At 69.4% G+C, this 18,400-nt stretch carries 15 protein-coding genes; 6 read left to right on the top strand and 9 right to left on the bottom strand.

Translation table 11 applies throughout. The annotated features are described in order from the left end of the window. Nucleotides 1-127: 127 nt before the first annotated feature. The 4 genes from C8K38_RS05765 to eccCa all read right to left on the bottom strand — a co-directional run bounded on the left by C8K38_RS05765 (nt 128) and on the right by eccCa (nt 6,370). Nucleotides 128-418 (bottom strand): WXG100 family type VII secretion target, encoded by a 291-nt coding sequence (locus C8K38_RS05765; RefSeq protein ID WP_077040866.1) that lies wholly within the window; start codon nt 416-418, stop codon nt 128-130. Between the two features lie 82 nt (nt 419-500). Continuing rightward, nucleotides 501-815, bottom strand: a complete 315-nt coding sequence (locus C8K38_RS05760; RefSeq protein WP_097210380.1) for a WXG100 family type VII secretion target — start codon at nt 813-815, stop codon at nt 501-503. 144 nt (nt 816-959) lie between these two features. After that, nucleotides 960-2,351 (bottom strand): type VII secretion-associated protein, encoded by a 1,392-nt coding sequence (locus C8K38_RS05755; protein ID WP_143548380.1) that lies wholly within the window; start codon nt 2,349-2,351, stop codon nt 960-962. Then, entirely contained in the window at nt 2,333-6,370 is a 4,038-nt protein-coding gene (gene eccCa / locus C8K38_RS05750) for a type VII secretion protein EccCa (RefSeq protein WP_097210378.1), read from the bottom strand. The genes C8K38_RS05755 and eccCa overlap by 19 nt, the downstream gene beginning before the upstream one ends. 208 nt (nt 6,371-6,578) lie before the next feature. On the opposite strand from eccCa, the gene eccD reads away from it, so the two are divergent. Continuing rightward, entirely contained in the window at nt 6,579-8,045 is a 1,467-nt protein-coding gene (gene eccD, locus C8K38_RS27535) for a type VII secretion integral membrane protein EccD (RefSeq protein ID WP_097210377.1), read from the top strand. Next, a complete protein-coding gene (gene mycP / locus C8K38_RS27530; RefSeq protein WP_257017064.1) occupies nt 8,042-9,430 on the top strand; it encodes a type VII secretion-associated serine protease mycosin in 1,389 nt (462 codons plus the stop codon). Before eccD ends, mycP begins: the two co-directional genes overlap by 4 nt. Here mycP and eccB read toward each other — a convergent pair. Then, nucleotides 9,397-10,863: a type VII secretion protein EccB gene (eccB, locus tag C8K38_RS05735; RefSeq protein WP_097210376.1), complete on the bottom strand. Its 1,467-nt coding sequence runs from the start codon at nt 10,861-10,863 to the stop codon at nt 9,397-9,399. The genes mycP and eccB overlap by 34 nt on opposite strands. 145 nt (nt 10,864-11,008) lie before the next feature. Between eccB and eccE the strand changes: the two genes are divergently transcribed. After that, nucleotides 11,009-12,610, top strand: coding sequence for a type VII secretion protein EccE (eccE, locus tag C8K38_RS05730; protein WP_257017063.1), 1,602 nt, complete (start codon nt 11,009-11,011; stop codon nt 12,608-12,610). A 7-nt stretch (nt 12,611-12,617) separates the two neighbouring features. Here the strand turns inward: eccE and C8K38_RS05725 are convergent, their stop codons facing one another. Further along, nucleotides 12,618-13,181, bottom strand: coding sequence for an NADPH-dependent FMN reductase (locus tag C8K38_RS05725; protein WP_097210374.1), 564 nt, complete (start codon nt 13,179-13,181; stop codon nt 12,618-12,620). Nucleotides 13,182-13,291: 110 nt separating this feature from the next. Here C8K38_RS05725 and C8K38_RS05720 point away from each other — a divergent pair, with 110 nt between their 5' ends. The 3 genes from C8K38_RS05720 to C8K38_RS05710 all read left to right on the top strand — a co-directional run bounded on the left by C8K38_RS05720 (nt 13,292) and on the right by C8K38_RS05710 (nt 15,954). Further along, complete coding sequence (locus tag C8K38_RS05720; RefSeq protein WP_097210373.1) at nt 13,292-13,966, top strand: PadR family transcriptional regulator; 675 nt, start codon at nt 13,292-13,294, stop codon at nt 13,964-13,966. Between the two features lie 138 nt (nt 13,967-14,104). Beyond that, nucleotides 14,105-15,136 (top strand): ABC transporter ATP-binding protein, encoded by a 1,032-nt coding sequence (locus C8K38_RS05715; protein WP_257017062.1) that lies wholly within the window; start codon nt 14,105-14,107, stop codon nt 15,134-15,136. After that, a complete protein-coding gene (locus C8K38_RS05710) occupies nt 15,133-15,954 on the top strand; it encodes an ABC transporter permease (protein WP_097210371.1) in 822 nt (273 codons plus the stop codon). The genes C8K38_RS05715 and C8K38_RS05710 overlap by 4 nt, the downstream gene beginning before the upstream one ends. Before the next feature lie 67 nt (nt 15,955-16,021). On the opposite strand, the gene C8K38_RS05705 is transcribed toward C8K38_RS05710, so the two are convergent. The 3 genes from C8K38_RS05705 to C8K38_RS05695 all read right to left on the bottom strand — a co-directional run. Then, nucleotides 16,022-16,894: an Ig-like domain-containing protein gene (locus tag C8K38_RS05705; RefSeq protein WP_097210370.1), complete on the bottom strand. Its 873-nt coding sequence runs from the start codon at nt 16,892-16,894 to the stop codon at nt 16,022-16,024. A 53-nt stretch (nt 16,895-16,947) separates the two neighbouring features. After that, entirely contained in the window at nt 16,948-18,093 is a 1,146-nt protein-coding gene (locus tag C8K38_RS05700) for an Ig-like domain-containing protein (protein WP_179800453.1), read from the bottom strand. Between the two features lie 56 nt (nt 18,094-18,149). Then, the coding region (locus C8K38_RS05695; protein ID WP_146179113.1) for an Ig-like domain-containing protein at nt 18,150-18,400 on the bottom strand (251 nt) is incomplete at its 5' end.

The raw sequence follows: 18,400 nt of genomic DNA, 5'->3' as shown, positions 1-18,400 counted from the left end.
GAAGGTGCTACGAGTATCCGCGCCAGGCGAAACCGAATCAATGACCTGGCCCCGAACACGAGAATTCCCCGGTGGCTCTCCTCCACCGGGGAATTCTCATGGCATGAACGCAACCAGCGCGCCGATCTCAGGCCCAGCTGGCGGCCGCACTGTTGTTCGTCGCGTTCATGTCGTCATTACCGGCGCCGACGGCCCGACCGATGGCCTCGAGGACCTGGTTCAGCTCGTTGGCCGCGGAATCCCACTTGGCCTGCTGCGCCTGGTAGGCCTCCGACGCGGAGCCCTCCCACTCGGCGACGAGCGGCGCGAGGTAGCTCTTCAGGTCGCCCAGCTTGCCGTTGATGTTGCCGCTGGTGGCGGCGATGTCCGCCCTGGCGCCGTCGATGGCGCCGAAGTCGTAACGCATGGTCCCGCTCATGGGTCCTCCTACTGTGTGGATCGAAGCAGTCTGGTTCGAAAAAGGGTGTCGCCCACCCGGGTCCGGCCCGAGCGCGCGGGACTCAGATGTTGAGGCCGCCGCCCGCGTTGTTGATGGCGCTCGAGTGGTCGTCCTGCACCGCGGCGTAGGCGACGCCATTGGCCTTGATGTTCTCGCTGATCGCGAGCAGCGACTCGTTGAGGCGCTTGGCGCTGGAGTCCCAGCGGACCATCAGGTTGTCGAACGCGACCTTGGCTGCGCCTTCCCAGGCACCGTTGACGGCGGCGAGCCGACCCTGCAGCGAGGACAGCTGCCCCTGGATGTCCGCGTTGACATCGCCCACGTGCCGCGACGCGGTCTCCATGGTTTCGGTGGTAGTCCTCATCTGACCGCTCATGACCAGCTCCTTAGAAATCGTCCGCGTCCTGGATTTCCAGCCCCCTCTGGACTGAGACGGACCGCGCCTACAGATAGTTGGACGCGCGCGCCCAGCCGTTCGGTTCCATCGAATCCGAACCAATTTCCGCGAGCAGGCAAGCGCTCAGCGGCCGGCGATCACCGTCGAGCGAACTGCCTGCTCACACGGGTCTGCGAGGTCACGCCACCGATCCGGCGAGGTCTGGCAGCCGACACTGACCTGCAGCCCGTCCTCGACGAGGACAGACCACCGGACCTCGGTATCGGGGTCCGGTCTCTCCCGGTACAGAAGTCCCGGCCGCCCGTCGACGGCACCGCGCTCGATCGCGCTGAAGGTCTCCGGCCGCATCTCGGCGCGCCGACTCAGGGTGTGCGCCACCGCCTCGAGATCCGCCCCAGGCGTCAGTTCCTGCGCCACGACCAGGATTCGTGCGGCTGCGCCCTTCTCCGGCACCAGCTCCACCCGGGCCGCGTCGCCGCGGTCGGCGCGTTCGCGCCACCCAAGGGGAACGGTCACGCTCACCCGGCCCGCGCGTGCGGATGACTGCGCCTGCACCTCCGTGTCCGGCTCCGCCGATGCGCGAGGATCGCCGCCTCCCGCGACGACGACAACCGCGGTGATCGCCGCGACCACGAGCACACCGGCCGCGACAAGCGGGCCCCACCGGCCGACGGTGGCCCACCGCGACCGGCGCACCACCGGCGCGATCGTCTCGGGCGCGGCCGGCGTCTGAGCCACCATGTCGAGCCCACGGGCCAGCGCACCCGCCGCGACGGCGGAGCCAGAGACCACCCTCGCCACCACCGGCAGATCCCACCCCGCCTCGATCGCATCGACGATCGAGAGTCCAGCCGTTCCCGGCAGTTCGCCGGTGACGAGGATTCTCGGCGGTCGTTCGGGGCACAGTTCACGCATCGCCGCGGCGAACTCGCCTGCCACATCCGGGTTGTCACGCAGATCCGACGAGCCCAGTTCCGCCCGGTGTACGCAGTCGTCGCTCTCGGCACCGGGCACCGAGGCCGTCGTCTCGAGGAACCCGACCTCGAGCACCGCGCTTCCGGTCGGCATCGGCTCGGGCGACCACCGCGCCAGCGCCTCCGGGACACCGATCAGGAGCACCCCCTTGCCTATCCCACGGCCTGCCTTGACCAGGGCCCGCCGACGACCGCGACCCCAGTGCGCCGGGTGGGTGAGCACCACCAGATCCGGCGCGGTGCGCACCCCGAGTCCGGCCACCAGGTGCCCCAGCACGCCTGCGAGCACCTCGTCCATCGGGAACACCCGATCGCCGAGCGAGAGGTACTCGTCGTCGACATACCGGATCGGGTACGGCTCGAAGGACTCCGGATCGGCGATCCCCGCGGCGAAGGCCCGGTCCCCGAACCGCAAACCGAAGGAGTCTGCGTACACCGCCGCCGGGCAATCGAAGTGCACGCCCGCGTGGCACCCCCACACCGTCGACTCGGTGAGGTGGATGGCCAGCACCCCGTCCGCGGTCACAGCGGCGGAAGCCACGCCACCTGTACCAGGGAGGCACCCGCCCTGGTGACCAGAGTGCCTCGGCCAGGCGGCATCTCACTGGGGCGGACGGTGCCGATCAGGTTGCCCTCGTCGCGGCTTCCGCTCATCACGAGACCCGCCGGCACGAGGTCACGCAACCGCGCGATGATCGGCTCGTACAGCGCCCGGGCCGCGCCACCGGAACGGCGGGCGATGACCAGGTGCAGGCCGATGTCGTTGGCGTGCGGCAGGTACTCGAGCAGCGGGGTCAGCGGGTTCCCGCTCGAGGTGGCGACGAGGTCGTAATCGTCGACCACCACGTAGATCTCGGGTCCGGTCCACCAGTTCCGGTCGCGCATCGCCTGGATGGTGATGTCGGGCGCGGGCATCCGGGTCTCCATGATCGATGCGAGCTCGTTCATGAACTTGGTCGCCGTCACCGAGTTCGGCGCGTACCCGGCGAGATGATCGCCCTCGACGACCCCCAGCATGGTCCGCCGGTAGTCGATCTGGATGATCTTGGCCTGCGATGGGGTGTTCGATTCCATGATGCCCGCGCAGATCCCGCGCAGCAGCGTGGTCTTACCGGACGCGCTGTCGGCGAACGTGAGCATGTGCGGCTGTTCCGCGAAGTCGACGAAAGCCGGCGCCAATTCGGCCTCGTCGATGCCGATCGGGATCCGGAGACACCCGCCATCGCCCGCGGGCGGTCCGCCCGCCGCCGCCATCGCGACCAGTTCGGCGCGTGGGAATCGTTCGGGGAGCATCCGCACCGGCGGTGCGGCGCGCCCGACGGTGACCGCCGAGATCCGCGCGACGGCGTCCGCGACGCCCGCGGTGAGGTCGGCACTGGTCGGGTTCCCGTCCACTCGCGGCAACCCCGTCAGCAGGTGCAGTCCCTCCCGCGTCATGCCGCGGCCGGGTCGCCCTTCCGGCACGCGGGATGCCTTGGGCCTGCCCACGTCCGAATCCGACGGGTCGCCGAGCCGGAGCTCGATCCGGGTGCCCAACTGATCCTTGAGCGCCGGGCGGATCTCGCCCCACCGGGACGCCGTGAGGACCACATGCACGCCGAACGAGAGGCCCTGACCGGCCAGGGCACCGATCTGCGCCTCGAGGGGTTCGAAGTCCTGCCGAATACTGGGCCAGCCGTCGATCACCAGGAACACGTCGCCGAACGGGTCCCCGGACACGCCGAGCGCTCCAGGCTCTCGGGTCGCTCCGCGGGCTCCGCTCTCGTGGCCGCCGGTGGCCGGATCGAGCGAACGAAGCCGCCGGAACTCGGCCATCGAATCGATGCCCAGCTCCCGGAAGCGGTGTTCGCGCTGACGCACGATGGAGTTCATCTCGGCGACGGTGCGCCGCACCCGGTCCACGTCGAGGCGGTTCGCGACCGATCCGACATGCGGGAGTCCGGCCAGGCCTGCCAGGGTGCCGCCGCCGAAGTCGAGGCAGTAGAACTGCACCTGCTCGGGGGAATGGACAAGGGCCATCGACATGATCACGGTGCGCAGCACGGTCGACTTGCCCGACTGAGGTCCGCCGACGATCGCCATGTTGCCCTGGGAGCCGGAGAGATCCACCACCAGCTCGTCGCGCCGCTGGTCGTAGGGCCGGTCCACGATACCGATCGGCGCCCGCAGCGTGCTGACCGCGGAGACCGGCTCGACCAGAACGGATCTCGGCAACAACGAGTTCAGGGTCGGCGGGTCCTCAAGCGGGGGCAGCCACACGTTGTGGGCGGCGGGACCGCGTCCCCGGATCCGGTCCACCACCGTCTCCAGGACCGTCAACCCGCTCGGTTCGGGCGCCACGTCCGCGGCACTCGGCGGCAGCGCGGCCGGGACATCGACGATCAGGTCGGACACCGGCGCGGCGGTGAACGGGCGCGGCCTCAGGTCGATCGGGGACGCGGCGGCCTCGATCGCGGCCCGCGATCGGCCACCGAGGTAGGGACCGGAGACATAGGCGGCCGCGAACCTGACGATCTCGGCGGAGTCGCACTTGAGGTAGCCGGAGCCCGGTGTGCCCGGGAGGTGGTACGCGTCCGGCACACCGAGGACGGTGCGGGACTCGTTGGCAGAGAACGTCTTGAGGCCGATCCGGTAGGAGAGGTGACTGTCGAGCCCGCGAAGCTTGCCTTCCTCGAGCCGCTGGCTGGCCAGCAGCAGGTGCATGTGCAGTGATCGGCCCAGCCGCCCGATCGCAACGAACAGGTCCGCGAACTCCGGCTGCTGACTGAGCAGCTCGGAGAACTCGTCGACCACGATGAACAGCGCGGGCAGCGGGGCGAGGTCGGCTCCGGCGGCACGCGCCTTCTCGTAGTCGGAGACGTTCGCGAAGTTGCCCGCCGAACGCAGCAACTCCTGCCTGCGGTTCATCTCTCCCGCGAGGGCGTCCTTCATCCGGTCGACCATCGCCAACTCCTCGGAGAGGTTGGTGATGACCGCGGCGACGTGCGGTGCCCCCTCGAGTCCGAGGAAGGTGGCGCCGCCCTTGAAGTCGACGAGCACGAGGTTCAACGATTCCGGCGAGTGGGTCGCCAGCAGCCCGAGGACCAGGGTGCGGAGGAACTCCGACTTCCCCGATCCGGTCGCGCCGATGCACAGGCCGTGGGGGCCCATGCCGTTCTCGGCGGCTTCCTTGAGATCGATCTCGACCGGTGAGCCGTCCATACCGACGCCGATCGGTACGCGCAGGCGCTCGCGCGCGGTCCTCGGCGCCCACGCCACCCCCGGGTCGAGGGTGGCGACATCCGGGATACCGAGCAGGTGATGCCAGCTCGCCACCGGCTGACCGTCCTCGACCGCATCGGTCGTCTGCTGGGTCGTCGTTCGGTAGGGGGCCAGTCGCCTGGCTGCGGTCTGCGCCTGATGGGTACTGAGCTGATCCGCCACCGCGAAGATCTCGATCCCGGAACCGCTTCGTGCGCCGATGGATTCGCCATCCATCACCAGCTGGATCCCACGACTCGCCGCCAGCTTGGGGCAGTATCCGCTGAGGTCGAGCACCGTCACGGAATCGAGGCCGCCGTCGATGATGGACTCGCCGTCCAGGATCCCGCCGTCGATCACCACGATCATCTGCGCCACCCCGGGAGTGGCCGGGGCGTTGCGCGAGTACCGATTGCGGACGGCCAGCTGCGGCCCGAGCGAGGCCTCGAGCTCCATCAACGAACCGAAGAACATCCTGCTGGTGCCTGCCCCGTCCTGCGCCTCCGGATGCTGCGAATGCGGCAGCCATTTTGCCCATTCCCACTCGGGCGCGGTGTCGGGACCGCAGACGACCGCGACCTGCAGCTGATCGGGACCGTGGAAGGTGCACAGCTGCACCAGCATCGAACGCACCATCGCCCTGGCCGCCTGACGGTCACCGTCGACCCCGATGGCAGCGAAACCGCGCACCGATACCGCGGTCGGCAGCTCGTGGACCACCGAATGGGTGCGCACGAATCGTCGCAGCGACACCGCGGCGACCGGTTCGAGGTCCTCCACGGGGCCGGTCTCCGGCGCGATCAGGCGGGTCGCCAGCCGTTGGCTGCCTCGGCCGACCCGAACGTGGCAGTAATCCGGATCGGCGACCCGCCGCTCCCACATACGCGCGGTCCCCGCGAGCGTCCACAGGAACCTCGGATCCGGGTGACTCCACTCGAGCGCCGCACGCTGCTTGTCGCCGGTGTCGTAGACGTCCCGTCGCAGCTGATCGAGGTAGCGCAGATAGTCCTTGCGGTCCTCGTTCGCCTCCGCCGACCTGGCGCCCCCGCCCTTTCCGCCCCCGCCCGCGAGCATCCCCAGCATCGAGACGACCATCATCACCGGGAACAGCAGCGACATCGGGTTGGCTGCCATGCCGGAGGTGAACATCAGGGCGACCATGCCGAGCATCGCCACCACCATCACCACCGGCAGCAGCTTGGTGAGCAGGTTGCCCGGAATGATCTTCGGGATCTCGGGCGGCGCCTGCAGGCTCAACTCGCCTCCCGGCGTGCGCGGCACCTCTCGGCGCGCCCTACGTACGAATCGCACGGTACTCACGCGCGTTCACCCCCCAGATTCCGCTTTGGCAATCCCGAAATGGACCCCACTCCCCTGGGTCGACACCTCGAGCCATGAGAGGTTAGCCCATCCCGCGGGCGCCCCACGGCGCCGGGCCGAGGAGCCCGATGTCGTAGAGTGCACCCGTTAGGCGAGGATCGGTGCAGGTGGGGCCCTGCACACCGAGTTTCTTGGGGGGAAACGAACAATGACCGCTGCGCGCGTGGATGCGTCGCCGGCCGACGCACATCGGGGTGGCCGCACCGACCTGTGTCGCCTGACGATCCTGGCGGATCACACCCAGGTGGACCTCGCGGTCCCGTTCGGGGTGCCGCTGGCTCTGATCATTCCCGGCATCGTCGACATGATCGAAAGCCACAGCATCGCAAACGACTTCGCCACACCCGCCGAGCCGTTCGAGCCCACCGAGTGGGTGCTGGCACGGATCGGGCAGTCACCGCTGTCGGCCACCCTCAGCCTCGGTGAACACGGAGTTCGCGACGGCGACCTGCTGGTCCTGCAGTCCGCGCCGACGAGCGCCCCGGCACCCCTGTTCGACGACATCATGCACAATGTCGCTGCCCTGGAGGCCGACCGGTACCGGCGCTGGACCCCGCTCTCGGCACGGGTGATGGGCAGCGCCGTCGCGGTTCTCGCCACGGTGGCAGGCGCCGGGGCTCTGCTGCTGGCGCGCGCCGAATCGGACAGTCTCGTCGGCGCGTTCGCGGCCCTGTTCGTCGCCGCCCTGCTGATCACGGCGGGCACCGTGGTGAGCCGGATCTATCTCGACCGTGCCGCGGCCGCGGTGCTGTGCGCATGCGCGATGCCCCTCGCGTTCACCGCGGGCGCCCTGATGGTGCCCGGCCGACTCGGCGCGCCTGGCCTACTACTCGGGGTTGTGACCTGCGGTGCGGCCGCCGCACTCGCGCTGCGGATCAGCGGCGTCGGTCTCTCCCTGTTCACCGGGATCGCGGCCGCCGCGCTGCCGGTGTCCGCCGCCGCCGCGGTCGGCACGCTGACCGAACAGCCCACCTACGCGATCGGTGCGGTGCTCGCGGCCGTCGCCCTCGTCGGGCTCGCTGCCGCCCCGCGCATCGCGATGTTGTTGGCCAAACTCCCCCTGCCACCGGTGCCCGCACCGGGCTCGGCGGTCGATATCGAAGAGGAGGCACTGGAGCCGGACGCCGCGCTGCCCTCGTTCGCCTCCCTCGCGTTGCGAGCGGCCCGTGCGCGGCAGTACCTCACCGGCCTCGTGTGCGCGATGACCGCACTGACCGCGGTGGGCACCCTGGTCGCCGCCAGGGTCTTCGCCGATGGCGGGATCTACTGGCCCGGGACAATTCTCGCGACCGTGTGCGCGGGAGTCCTGATGCTCCGCGGCCGCACCTACGCCAGTGCCGAGCAGGCGGCACCCCTCATCGGCGGCGGTGCGGCCATCGTGCTGATGCTCCTCGTCGGCGCCGCCGTCACCAATCCCGGACAGTCCGTCGGCGTCTTCGCGCTCGCGATCGTCGTCGCGGGTCTCGCGCTCACGCTCGGTGTCATCGCGCCGAACCAGACCTTCTCGCCGGTCCTGCGTCGCTGCGTCGAACTGCTCGACTACGCGGCCATCGCCGCGGTGGTCCCGCTGGTCTGCTGGGTGTCCGGGCTGTTCACCATGATGCGCGGCCTGTGAGCGGCCAGGCACGACGGATCCCGATCGCGCTCGCCGGCGTCGCCCTCGCGGTGTCACTCGGTCAGGCGACCGCGATCGCGGTCCCCCCGCCGTCGATCGACCCCGGCCGGGTGCCGCCCAACTCGGCGCCGTCCGGACCGAAGACCGAGCTCAGGGACCCCTGCTCGACCACGCAGCCGGTCGCCGATCTGGCACAGGTCCCGCCGCCGCAGCGCGCACTGGACCTGGAGTCGGTGTGGCCGCTCAGCACCGGGCGAGGTCAGACGGTGGCGGTGATCGACACCGGGGTCGAGCGGCACAGCCGCCTGCCCGGACTGATCCCCGGCGGGGACTACGTCTCCACAGGCGACGGCACCCAGGACTGCGACGCGCACGGAACCCTGGTGGCGGGCATCATCGCCGCGAATCGCAACGGTCAGACCGGATTCGCAGGCGTCGCTCCCGATGCCCGGATCCTGAGCATCCGGCAGTCGAGCAACATCTATCGGGAAACCGACGGCCGCAAGGACGCCGAGGGCCAGAACGCGAAGGGTGTGGGGAACGTGAGCACCCTCGCCCGGGCCATCCGTCACGCCGCGGACTTCCCCGGTGTCACGGTCATCAACATCTCCGAGGTGGCGTGCGTCCCCGCAGGCGCGGGCGACAGCGCGGCGCTCGGCGCCGCCGTCGACTACGCCGCCCGCATCAAGGACATCGTCGTGGTCGCCGCGGCAGGCAACCTCGACAGCGAGGCCTGCAAGGCATCGAACCCGCCACCGGACCCCGCCACACCCCATGCGAGTCCATGGGATTCGGTGACCACCATCGCGACCCCGGCCTGGTACGACGATCAGGTGCTCGCCGTGGGCTCGGTCGACCAGGACGGCGCGCCGTCCCCCTTCACCGTCCCCGGACCCTGGGTCGACGTCGCGGCGCCCGGCACCGAGATCACCTCGCTCGACCCGCGCCGGCCGGAGCCGACCGGGCTGACTGATTCCGTCAACGGCGGCTCGGTTCAGGGCACCAGCTTCGCCGCCCCCTACGTGGCCGGCACCGCTGCCCTGATCCGGGCTCGGTTCCCGCGGTTGACCGCCCGGCAGGTCATGGACCGGATCGAACAGACGGCGCACGCGCCGGCCGACGGATGGGATCCGTTCGTCGGACACGGCGTCATCGACCCGGCGGCCGCCGTGACTGCGGAGCTTCCCGGTTCCGTACCCGCGGACGAACCCCAGTCCACCGCGATCGCCATTCCCGAAGCGCCTGCGCCGCCCGACGACCGTCCACGAAAAGTCGCCGTGGCGGGAGCGGGCGGCGTCGTTGCGCTGCTCGGGCTCGGGTTACTGGCCTCGTTCCCGTTGCGCCGCAGGCTTCACCGGGACGGCGGCGAAACGTCGACCGGCTGATCGTCGGGGGCGACCCCGTCGTGCGCCAGGAAGGCCGCTTCCCTGCCGAGCATCGGGCCCGGGGCGAGCAGTCCGACGATTGACCACGGTGCTGCGACGCTCCCGTCGGTGAACCCGAGAACCTTTGCGGCGTCCACGTTCTCGACGCCATAGCGGACACCCGTGTCCGCCACGAAGAACAGCGCACCCTTGCGTTCGCTGGACGGGTCCATACCTGCGGCCTGAACCAGCCCGCCGCTACCCGGTTTCAGGTATGCGGTGTCGACCATGGGGCCGGTGCCGTCCGCCTGCGCCAGCGAGACCATCTCGGCGTCGCGCGGGAGCGGGAGCGCGTTCCCCGTGATCACCGTGACCGTGGCGTTGAGACCCCCGTCGGATTCGTCGGCCCCCTCGATCGGCTGCCAGGACAGGCAGCTCACCGGACTGCTGTCGATGTCGACGATTTCCGGCGCCGTCTCCGGGAAGGTGGACACGGCAAGGTCGTTCACCTGTGGAGGTCGCGACACGACGTCGAGACTGACCTCGTCGGCCTCCGCGCTGCCCTGCGAGTCGGACGCCCGGATCAAGTCACTGGTGGCTTGGCTGATCCGCTGCAACCCACCGCGCAGCACCACGTAGGACTTGCTCCCCTGGGCATCCTTGGCCCGGATCACCGATCCGATCGTCTTGCCCTGCACCGGATAGTCCGGCTGCTCGCCCGCCCCACTGATCTCGGGCGGCGCGATCGCCTGCGCCTCCGGGATGGCATTGAGCAGGCCGGGGCTCACCGGCCGCGGCTCGACTCCGTCCAATCCGAAGGCGAGGGACACCGCGCGATTGTTCGGGTCGATCCGGGCTCGCTTGCCGTCGTAGACGAGAAAGGTGCCGTCCGTCCCCGTCACCAGCAGCGCTTGGCCGTCGGCCAGGGTCGAGACGTTCTCACCGAGCTCGGGATCTCCCGCGATGACGGCGGTCCTGATCGCCTTGGTGCCACCGGAGGCGATGGAATCGCACACCGTCCACGCGGTCGGCTCACCGTGCGGAAGTGCCGATGGCGCACCAGGAATGCCCATCAGGGCGCCGCGCGGACGAGTGCCGAGCTCCGACTCCTTGACGATCACCGGCGTTGCAGCGTCGCCCGCGATCAATCGGGCGGACGCCAGGTTCAGCACCGGATGGAGTGTGTCCTCCACCATCACGAACATGGCCCCGGAATCCTTGCCGACGACGATCTGCGCGTCACCGATCTTGTCCTGCGGCCGGATCAACGCCAGCGCTCCGCACCCGGCGAGCCCGATGACGGCCAAGACCGCCCCCACGGTCAGAGCCCGAGACTGGGTTCGCATCGGGTCGTGCAGCATCCGCACATCCCGGCGAACCAGGGCGTGTTCCATCCGACGAACCAAGAAGCGATACCCGTTGACCTGCCAACGCGTGGTCGGCTGTGCTGCCATGATCCCTCCCCCGTTTGGCGCGCACTACGGAGGGACACAGTACAGTTCTGTCGAAGAACCGAGCGGCGGGGACCGCACGGATCAGGGGGGATGGGGGAAGACTGTGTCTCGACGGCGGGGGCGGCGTCGGCGTGTGGTGCCGAGGGTGTCGATCCGAAATCTGGTCATCGCGCAGCTGTTGGGTGCAGGCGCGGGCGCAGCGGCGGCAGGCTTCGGTGCGACCTGGTGGCCGGCCGTGGCCGTCGGAGCGGCCGTCGCACTGCTCGGCCTGATCCCGGTCGGCGGACGCTGCGTACTCGACTGGGCGGCCACCGGATGGCGGTATCTGCTGCGGCGCGAACGCCGCCTCGGGGAGACATCCGACTTCCGCGCCCCGTCGGGTCCCGTGGTCGGGCTGCACTGGGACGACGGGTCGGTGGTCGCGGTCATCGAGGTGCTGCCGATTCCCGGCAATCTGACTCAGGTCACCCGCGACGGATTCGAATCGGTCCACCGGCTGCCGGCGCTCGCGCTCGCCGAATCGATGACACAGCACGACATCAGTCTCGGTGGCATCGACATCGTCAGTCACGGCTATCGCGCGAGCGCGGGCAGCCCCGCCACCGAGGTGTACGACCAGCTGGTGGGTCCGCTGCCCGCGATGGCCCAGCGGACGGTGTGGCTCGCGGTTCGATTCGACGCGACCGCCCAGTCCGATGCCGTCACGCGGCGCGGCGGCGGCACCACCGGTGCCGCGCGGGCCGCATCGGTCGCGGCACTGCGGATCGTCCGCGCACTGTCCGAGGCGGGCTGCCCGTCTCGGCTGCTCACCGCGGGCGAGATCACCTCCGCCGCAGCGCAGATCACCCGTGGCGTCCGGCCCGACTCGTTCGCCCGTTCCTGGTCCCACACTCCGCTGCCTGGCGTGTGCAACACCGGCTATGCGATCGATCCGCGGGTGCTGTCCGACGACTTGCTGGCCAAGCTGTGGGTACCGTCGAGCCTCGGTACCACGGTGACCGTGCGGCTGCGCCCCGGCGCACGCGCGGGCGAGGTCCGGGTCGCTGCCTCCTGCCGGATGACCACCCGCACCCTGCCGGAGCGGCTCGACCTCCCCGGACTCATCTCGATGCAGGGCAGGCAGGCCGACGGACTGATCTCCAACCTGCCGTTTGCCTCGGCCGATCTCGACTCGCTGACTCCGTTCACGGACTTCTCCGCAGCGCAGCTCGATGCTCTGGCCCTGCCGCTGTCCGGGTGCGGGCAGCTGATCGGCTCGGACAACTACGGGCACGGACTGACGGCCCGGATCGTGGGGCCCGAGATCGAGTACGTGGACGTGCTCGGCGAGTTGTACCTCGCGCAGCAGTTGGTCTTCCGCGCCATCGCGACGGGAGCCCGGATCCAGATCCACTCGGACCGTCCCCAGGTGTGGGGTTCGCTGATCGACTCCATCGCCACACCCGACCGGTTGCGGCTGATCGACGACCCCACCCGGCTCGACCCGACCTTCACGGCGGTTCTGTTCGACGGGGTGGAGCCGGTGCCGCCGCGCGCCGGGGTCACCACCATCCGGATACGCGACGTGCACGAGCCCGCGTCGGCGATCGATCCGCAGATCTCGATCGTGCAGCCCGGCGCGGGCGGCGACCGTGTCACCCTCCGAGCCGACGGCAATCAGGTCGACCTGGTGTTGGTCACCATCGCGCAGGAGACCGCGTTCATCGGCAGGCCGAGGGCCACGCGCCCGCTTCAGCCGGCCCGGTGAGCAGCGGTCAGCCGGGATACGGATCGGCGACGCGCGCGGTCCGGAGCGCCTCGGCCCACCACGCCAGCTGATCGAGCATACGGACGGAGCCGTCGATCGCGGCTCCGTCCTGGGTCTCGCCGTCCGGACCGAATCGCTTGCGCGCCTGGTGAAAACTGACGGTCTGCCGGATCGAGACCATGTGCACCTCGGCCACCACCTGACGTAACTGTTCGGTGGCGCGCAGTCCGCCCGACAGCCCGCCGTAGGAGACGAAACCGACCGGCTTGGCCCGCCACTGCTGCTTCGCGGTGTCGATCGCGTTCTTCAGTGCGCCCGGATAGCCGTGGTTGTACTCCGGGGTCACCACCACGAACGCCGCTGCGGCGTCGACCCGTTCGCGAAAGACGGCCGCTTCGGGGCCGTCGGACAGATCGGCGGGCAGCGCGATGTCGGCGAGGTCGAGCACACCGACGTCGAAGGCCCGATGCGCGCGCGCCCGACGCACGAACCAGTCGGCGACGACGGGTGCGAACCTCCCGACGCGGACGCTGCCGATGATCACCTCGAGCCGGATCGGTTCCGTTGCCACGCCTCATCGAACCACGTGCCGCGGACGTCCTCGGCACCCCCTTGCCCCAATATCCGAGCCCGTATACTCTGAGTCGAGTATTTGAGTCGGGATCCAACGGGAGGGCGACGATGGCCAGAACACGGGCGTTCTCCCGAGGCAATCCGCTGGCGCTGGCGATCCTCGGGCTCGTCTCCGAGCGGCCCATGCACCCGTACCAGATGTCCCAGACCCTCAAGGACCGCGGCAAGGACGACTCCGTCAAGCTCAACTACGGATCGCTATATTCGGTGGTCGAGTCGCTGGCCAAACAGGGAATGATCGAACCGGTCGGCACCGAGCGGGACGGAAACCGGCCACCGCGGACCGTCTACGGCATCACCGACTCCGGCGCCGCGGAGGTCGAGGCGTGGATGCGTGAACTCCTCTCGAGCCCGACCAAGGAATACACCCAGTTCCTCGCGGCGCTGTCGTTCATGCCGCTGCTGAGCCCGGACGTGTCGGTCCAGCTGCTGCGACAGCGCCTGGCCCGGCTCGACGACCGGATCGGGCAGCTCGACGCGACGATCGCCGCGACGGCGTCCTTCCTGCCCGAACTGTTCGTCGTCGAGAACCAATACGAGCTCGCGCTGCTCCGGGCCGAGCGGGACTACGTCGCGAGCCTGGCCGGGCGCATCGCGGACGGCAGCCTCGGCGGCGTACGCGGCTGGCGGTCGCTGCACGAGCGGCTGGCCCAGGGCCCAATTCCCCCCGACGAACTCGATGCGATCTTCCGATCCGAGGGGGTACCGCCGCCACAGCACTAGCGACGAAACAGCAACGGCCCGGGTGCGCCAACACCCGAGCCGTCACCGGATCCGAACCGACCGACACTCGCGCATCGATGCGTTTCGTCTGCACCGATCAGCATAGACGCGCGAGGCTCGCCGGTTCACCCACCACTCATGAGTGAGGAACCAGAGATGCACGCAGTGAACCCGGTCGCCGTCGAAGCGACCGACCTGGTCAAGACCTATCCGGGCGGCCGGAAACAACCGGACGTCAAAGCCCTTGACGGCCTGTCCTTCTCCATACCGGCGGGCACCGTGTACGGGATGCTCGGCCCGAACGGGGCCGGCAAGTCCACCACGACCAAGATCGCCGCCACGCTGTCGACCGCGACATCCGGCACCGTGCGGGTCGCCGGCTTCGATGTCGGCTCCGCCCCCGACGCGGTCCGCGGCCAGATCGGTTACGTCTCGCAGGGCACCGGTGCCGATCCCCGGCAGACCCCGTTGGAGTCGCTGATGATGGCCGCGCGGCTACGCGGGGTCCCCCGGGCAGCCGCGCGCGACCGCGCGACCGAACTCCTCGCGCAGTTCGACCTCGCCGATGCCGCCGACCGGCGGGTCGGCACGCTGTCCGGCGGGATGCGACGCAAGCTCGACGTCGCGATCGGACTGATCCATGCGCCGGCGGTGCTGTTCCTCGACGAGCCGACCACCGGGCTCGACCCGGAGGCGCGGGCCGAGATGTGGGCCGAGATCCGCAGGCTCTCGGCCGAGACCTCGCTGACCGTCGTGCTCACCACGCACTACCTCGAGGAGGCGGACGAACTCGCCGACCGCCTGGTCATCATCGATCACGGCCGTGCGGTCGTCGAGGGCACGCCAGGGAAGCTCAAGGCCACGCTCGACGGCGACACCCTGTCCGTCGATCTGATCGAACCGGACCCCACGTCGGTCCGCGCGGCGGCCGGCTCGATCGCCGCCCTGCGCGACGTGGTGGTCGAGGCGCGCGGCATCAGCGGCAGGCTCATCGCAAGGGCCGATGACGCCCCCGCGGTGATCGGCTCGGTCATCTCGGCCTTCGATTCGGCCGGAATCGGCTTCGGGGCGGTCTCGGTCTCGCGGCCGTCCCTCGACGACGTCTATCTCCACTACGTCGGCCACGCCTTCGAGGTCGACACCCAGAATGGAAAGGCAGCCCGGTCATGACCACAGCGGTGCTCACCCACTCCCCCGCCCGCACCGACCATCGTGCCCGCTGGTCGGTCGCCGCGGGGCAGATATTCCGGCGCTGGAGCGTCAACACCATGCGCGAGGCCTGGGGCGTCGGGGTCTCGCTGTTGCAGCCGGTGATCTGGATCCTGTTGTTCGGTCAGGTCTTCACCTCGATCGGGACCATCCCCGGCTTCGGCTCCGACGGCTACATCACCTTCCTGGTGCCGGGAATCCTGATGATGACGGTCCTGTACTCCGGCGCCTGGGCGGGCACCGGCTACATCGAGGACATCGACAACGGCGTGATGGACCAGCTCCTCACCGCCCCGGTCCGTCGATCCGCGCTGGTGGCCGGCCAGCTCGCGCAGCAACTGGTGGTGGGACTGCTGCAGTCCGCGATCGTGCTGGTGATCGGCTTCGCGGGCGGCGCCCGGTATCCGGGCGGAGTCGGGGGCGTCGGGCTGGCACTGGTCGCGGCGACCCTGCTGGCCGCCGCGTTCTGCTCCCTCTCGACCGCAGTCGCGCTGACGACCAGGAGTCACCTCGCACTGATCGGCATCGCCCAGATGGTGGTGATGCCGGTGACGTTCCTGTCCACCGCGATGATGCCGCGGGACCTCATGCCCGGGTGGGTGCAGGCCGTCTCTCGGTACAACCCGATGACATGGTCGGTAGAGATCGCCAGGACGGGCCTCGCCGGCACCGCGAACTGGGGCGAGATCGCCTGGCAGCTGAGCCTTCTGACCGCATTGGCCACCGCGGCGTTCGCCTGGTCGATCGCGGCGTTCAACAGTTACCGGCGCGCGCTCTAGATCCCGCTCCGCCCCCGAACACGACAGGGCCCCGCCGAGCTTCGGCGGGGCCCTGTCGCTTACGCGTCTAGGAGCCGAAAGGCAGCCCGGCCGAACCGGTTCCGCCGCCGCTACCGCCCGACACGTTCACGGACAATGTCGGCGAGGCCGACCCGAGGAATCGACCCGCGCCCGAGTACACCGCGGTGATCGGGTGACTCCCGTTCGTGTCGAAGGTGTGCGGGAGCGTCGCCTTGCCGTCCACGACGTTGACGGGTGCACCGATCGGGGCATCACCGTCCTTGAACTGCACGGTGCCTCCGGTGGGAACCGGGGCCACCGTCGCCGACAGCTCGACGGCGGTGCCCGCCGACGCCGAACCGGGCACGGTGAGCCCGGTCGTGGTCGCGGTGTCCGGCGTCTCGACGGTCGCGAAGACGCCGATCGGGTTGAACACCTGCGTCGAACCGAAGGTGTTCACATCGAACGTCAGGCCGCTGTCGAACGTGCCCGCGGGCGCGTTGTCCGGAACCTTGTACGACAGCTCCAACGACACCGTCCGGTTGACGTTCTTCGACAGCATCCACGCACTGAGCGAATTCGACACCGACACCCGGTTGTTCGCCACATCCACGCTCGGCGTCACCGCCGACGTCGACGCCGCCGACACCTTCGCACTGCCCGGCACGTACTCGAACCCGGCCGGATGCACATCGGTGATCTTGTTCAGGTACCGGTCGATGATGCTGTTCACCGAGAACTCGGTCCGATACGTCACCACCTCACCCGGGAAAACCGAACCATCACCGAGCAACGTCTTCGTCGCCACGATGTTCGTGGACGTCACCGTCGCCGACTGCTGCGCCGCCGATGCGACACCACCACCGACCCCGAGACCGAGGGCGACAACGGCCGCCGCGCTGATCGCGGCCGCCGCGCGGCGCATCACCGTCTGAGACATGAGAATTCCTCCAAGGTGCTTGTGTGGAACTGAATGCGACCGGGCCCTGGTGATCAGGAGCCGAACCCGAGCGACCCGGTGCCGCCGGTGTTCGCCCCGGTGACCTTGAGTGCGGTGGCCGCGGAGGTCGACGCCTTGAAGCCGGGCGCACCCGAGTACACGCCGGTGATCTGATGATCACCCGCGGTGTTGAACGTGAACCACAGCGTGGCCTTGCCGTCCACCACGCCCACCGGGCCGCCGATCGGGGTGTCGCCGTCCTTGAACTGCACCGTGCCGCCTGCCGGGGCGGGGGTCACTGCGGCGACCAGGCTCACCTGGACGCCGGTCTGCGCGTCGTTCGCGAGGCTGAGCAACGTCGAGGTCGCGACGTCGGGCATCGACACCGCCACCGTCGAAGGCGCAGAGGTCGAACCCGCGAATCCCGGCACGCCCGAGTAGACCGCGGTGATGCTGCGCGGGCCCGCCGTGGCGAACGCATGCGACAACGTCGCGGTGCCGTTCACGACATTGGCAGGCGTACCGATGTTCACGTCGCCGTCCTTGAACTGCACGGTACCGCCCGCGACAGACGGGGACACCGAGGCCGACAGGTCAACCGCGACACCCACGGTCGCGGCCGCAGGAGCCGTCAGCTGCGTGGTGGTCGAGGCCGGGCCCTGCACGTCGATCGTCACGCCGATCGGGTTGAACACCTGCGTCGAACCGAAGGTGTTCACATCGAACGTCAGGCCGCTGTCGAACGTGCCCGCGGGCGCGTTGTCCGGAACCTTGTACGACAGCTCCAACGACACCGTCCGGTTGACGTTCTTCGACAGCATCCACGCACTGAGCGAATTCGACACCGACACCCGGTTGTTCGCCACATCCACGCTCGGCGTCACCGCCGACGTCGACGCCGCCGACACCTTCGCACTGCCCGGCACGTACTCGAACCCGGCCGGATGCACATCGGTGATCTTGTTCAGGTACCGGTCGATGATGCTGTTCACCGAGAACTCGGTCCGATACGTCACCACCTCACCCGGGAAAACCGAACCATCACCGAGCAACGTCTTCGTCGCCACGATGTTCGTGGACGTCACCGTCGCCGACTGCTGCGCCGCCGATGCGACACCACCACCGACCCCGAGACCGAGGGCGACAACGGCCGCCGCGCTGATCGCGGCCGCCGCGCGGCGCATCACCGTCTGAGACATGAAAGTTCCTCCATTTGCAGCACAAAGCATTGTTGGATCGAAACAGAACTGAAGACTCAGGAACCGAACTGGCTGGAACCGAACGACCCGTCGCCACCGGCACCGGCCACCGTCACCGTGCTCGCCTGAGAACCCGCACCCGAGAAACCTGCGAACCCGGAGTACGTCACCGAGATCGAATGAGCACCCGGCGAATCGAAGGTGTGCGACAGCTTCGCCTTACCGTCGACCACATTCACCGGACCACCGATCGGGGTCGCACCATCCTTGAACTGCACCGTGCCACCATTCGGAGTCGGCGACACAA

The sequence above is a fragment of the Rhodococcus sp. OK611 genome, assembly GCF_003050885.1.
GTDB lineage: Bacteria > Actinomycetota > Actinomycetes > Mycobacteriales > Mycobacteriaceae > Rhodococcus_G > Rhodococcus_G oryzae.
The sequence above is the reverse complement of the archived record's forward strand: the minus strand, read 5'-3'. Positions and strand labels throughout refer to the sequence as shown.

What these genes read in the sequence shown, in the direction of transcription:
- C8K38_RS05765 (WP_077040866.1), bottom strand. Translation starts at nt 418, where the DNA reads ATGAGCGGGACCATGCGTTACGACTTCGGCGCCATCGACGGCGCCAGG.
- C8K38_RS05760 (WP_097210380.1), bottom strand. Translation starts at nt 815, where the DNA reads ATGAGCGGTCAGATGAGGACTACCACCGAAACCATGGAGACCGCGTCG.
- eccD (WP_097210377.1), top strand. Translation starts at nt 6,579, where the DNA reads ATGACCGCTGCGCGCGTGGATGCGTCGCCGGCCGACGCACATCGGGGT.
- eccB (WP_097210376.1), bottom strand. Translation starts at nt 10,863, where the DNA reads ATGGCAGCACAGCCGACCACGCGTTGGCAGGTCAACGGGTATCGCTTC.
- C8K38_RS05720 (WP_097210373.1), top strand. Translation starts at nt 13,292, where the DNA reads ATGGCCAGAACACGGGCGTTCTCCCGAGGCAATCCGCTGGCGCTGGCG.
- C8K38_RS05715 (WP_257017062.1), top strand. Translation starts at nt 14,105, where the DNA reads ATGAGTGAGGAACCAGAGATGCACGCAGTGAACCCGGTCGCCGTCGAA.
- C8K38_RS05710 (WP_097210371.1), top strand. Translation starts at nt 15,133, where the DNA reads ATGACCACAGCGGTGCTCACCCACTCCCCCGCCCGCACCGACCATCGT.
- C8K38_RS05705 (WP_097210370.1), bottom strand. Translation starts at nt 16,894, where the DNA reads ATGTCTCAGACGGTGATGCGCCGCGCGGCGGCCGCGATCAGCGCGGCG.
- C8K38_RS05700 (WP_179800453.1), bottom strand. Translation starts at nt 18,093, where the DNA reads ATGTCTCAGACGGTGATGCGCCGCGCGGCGGCCGCGATCAGCGCGGCG.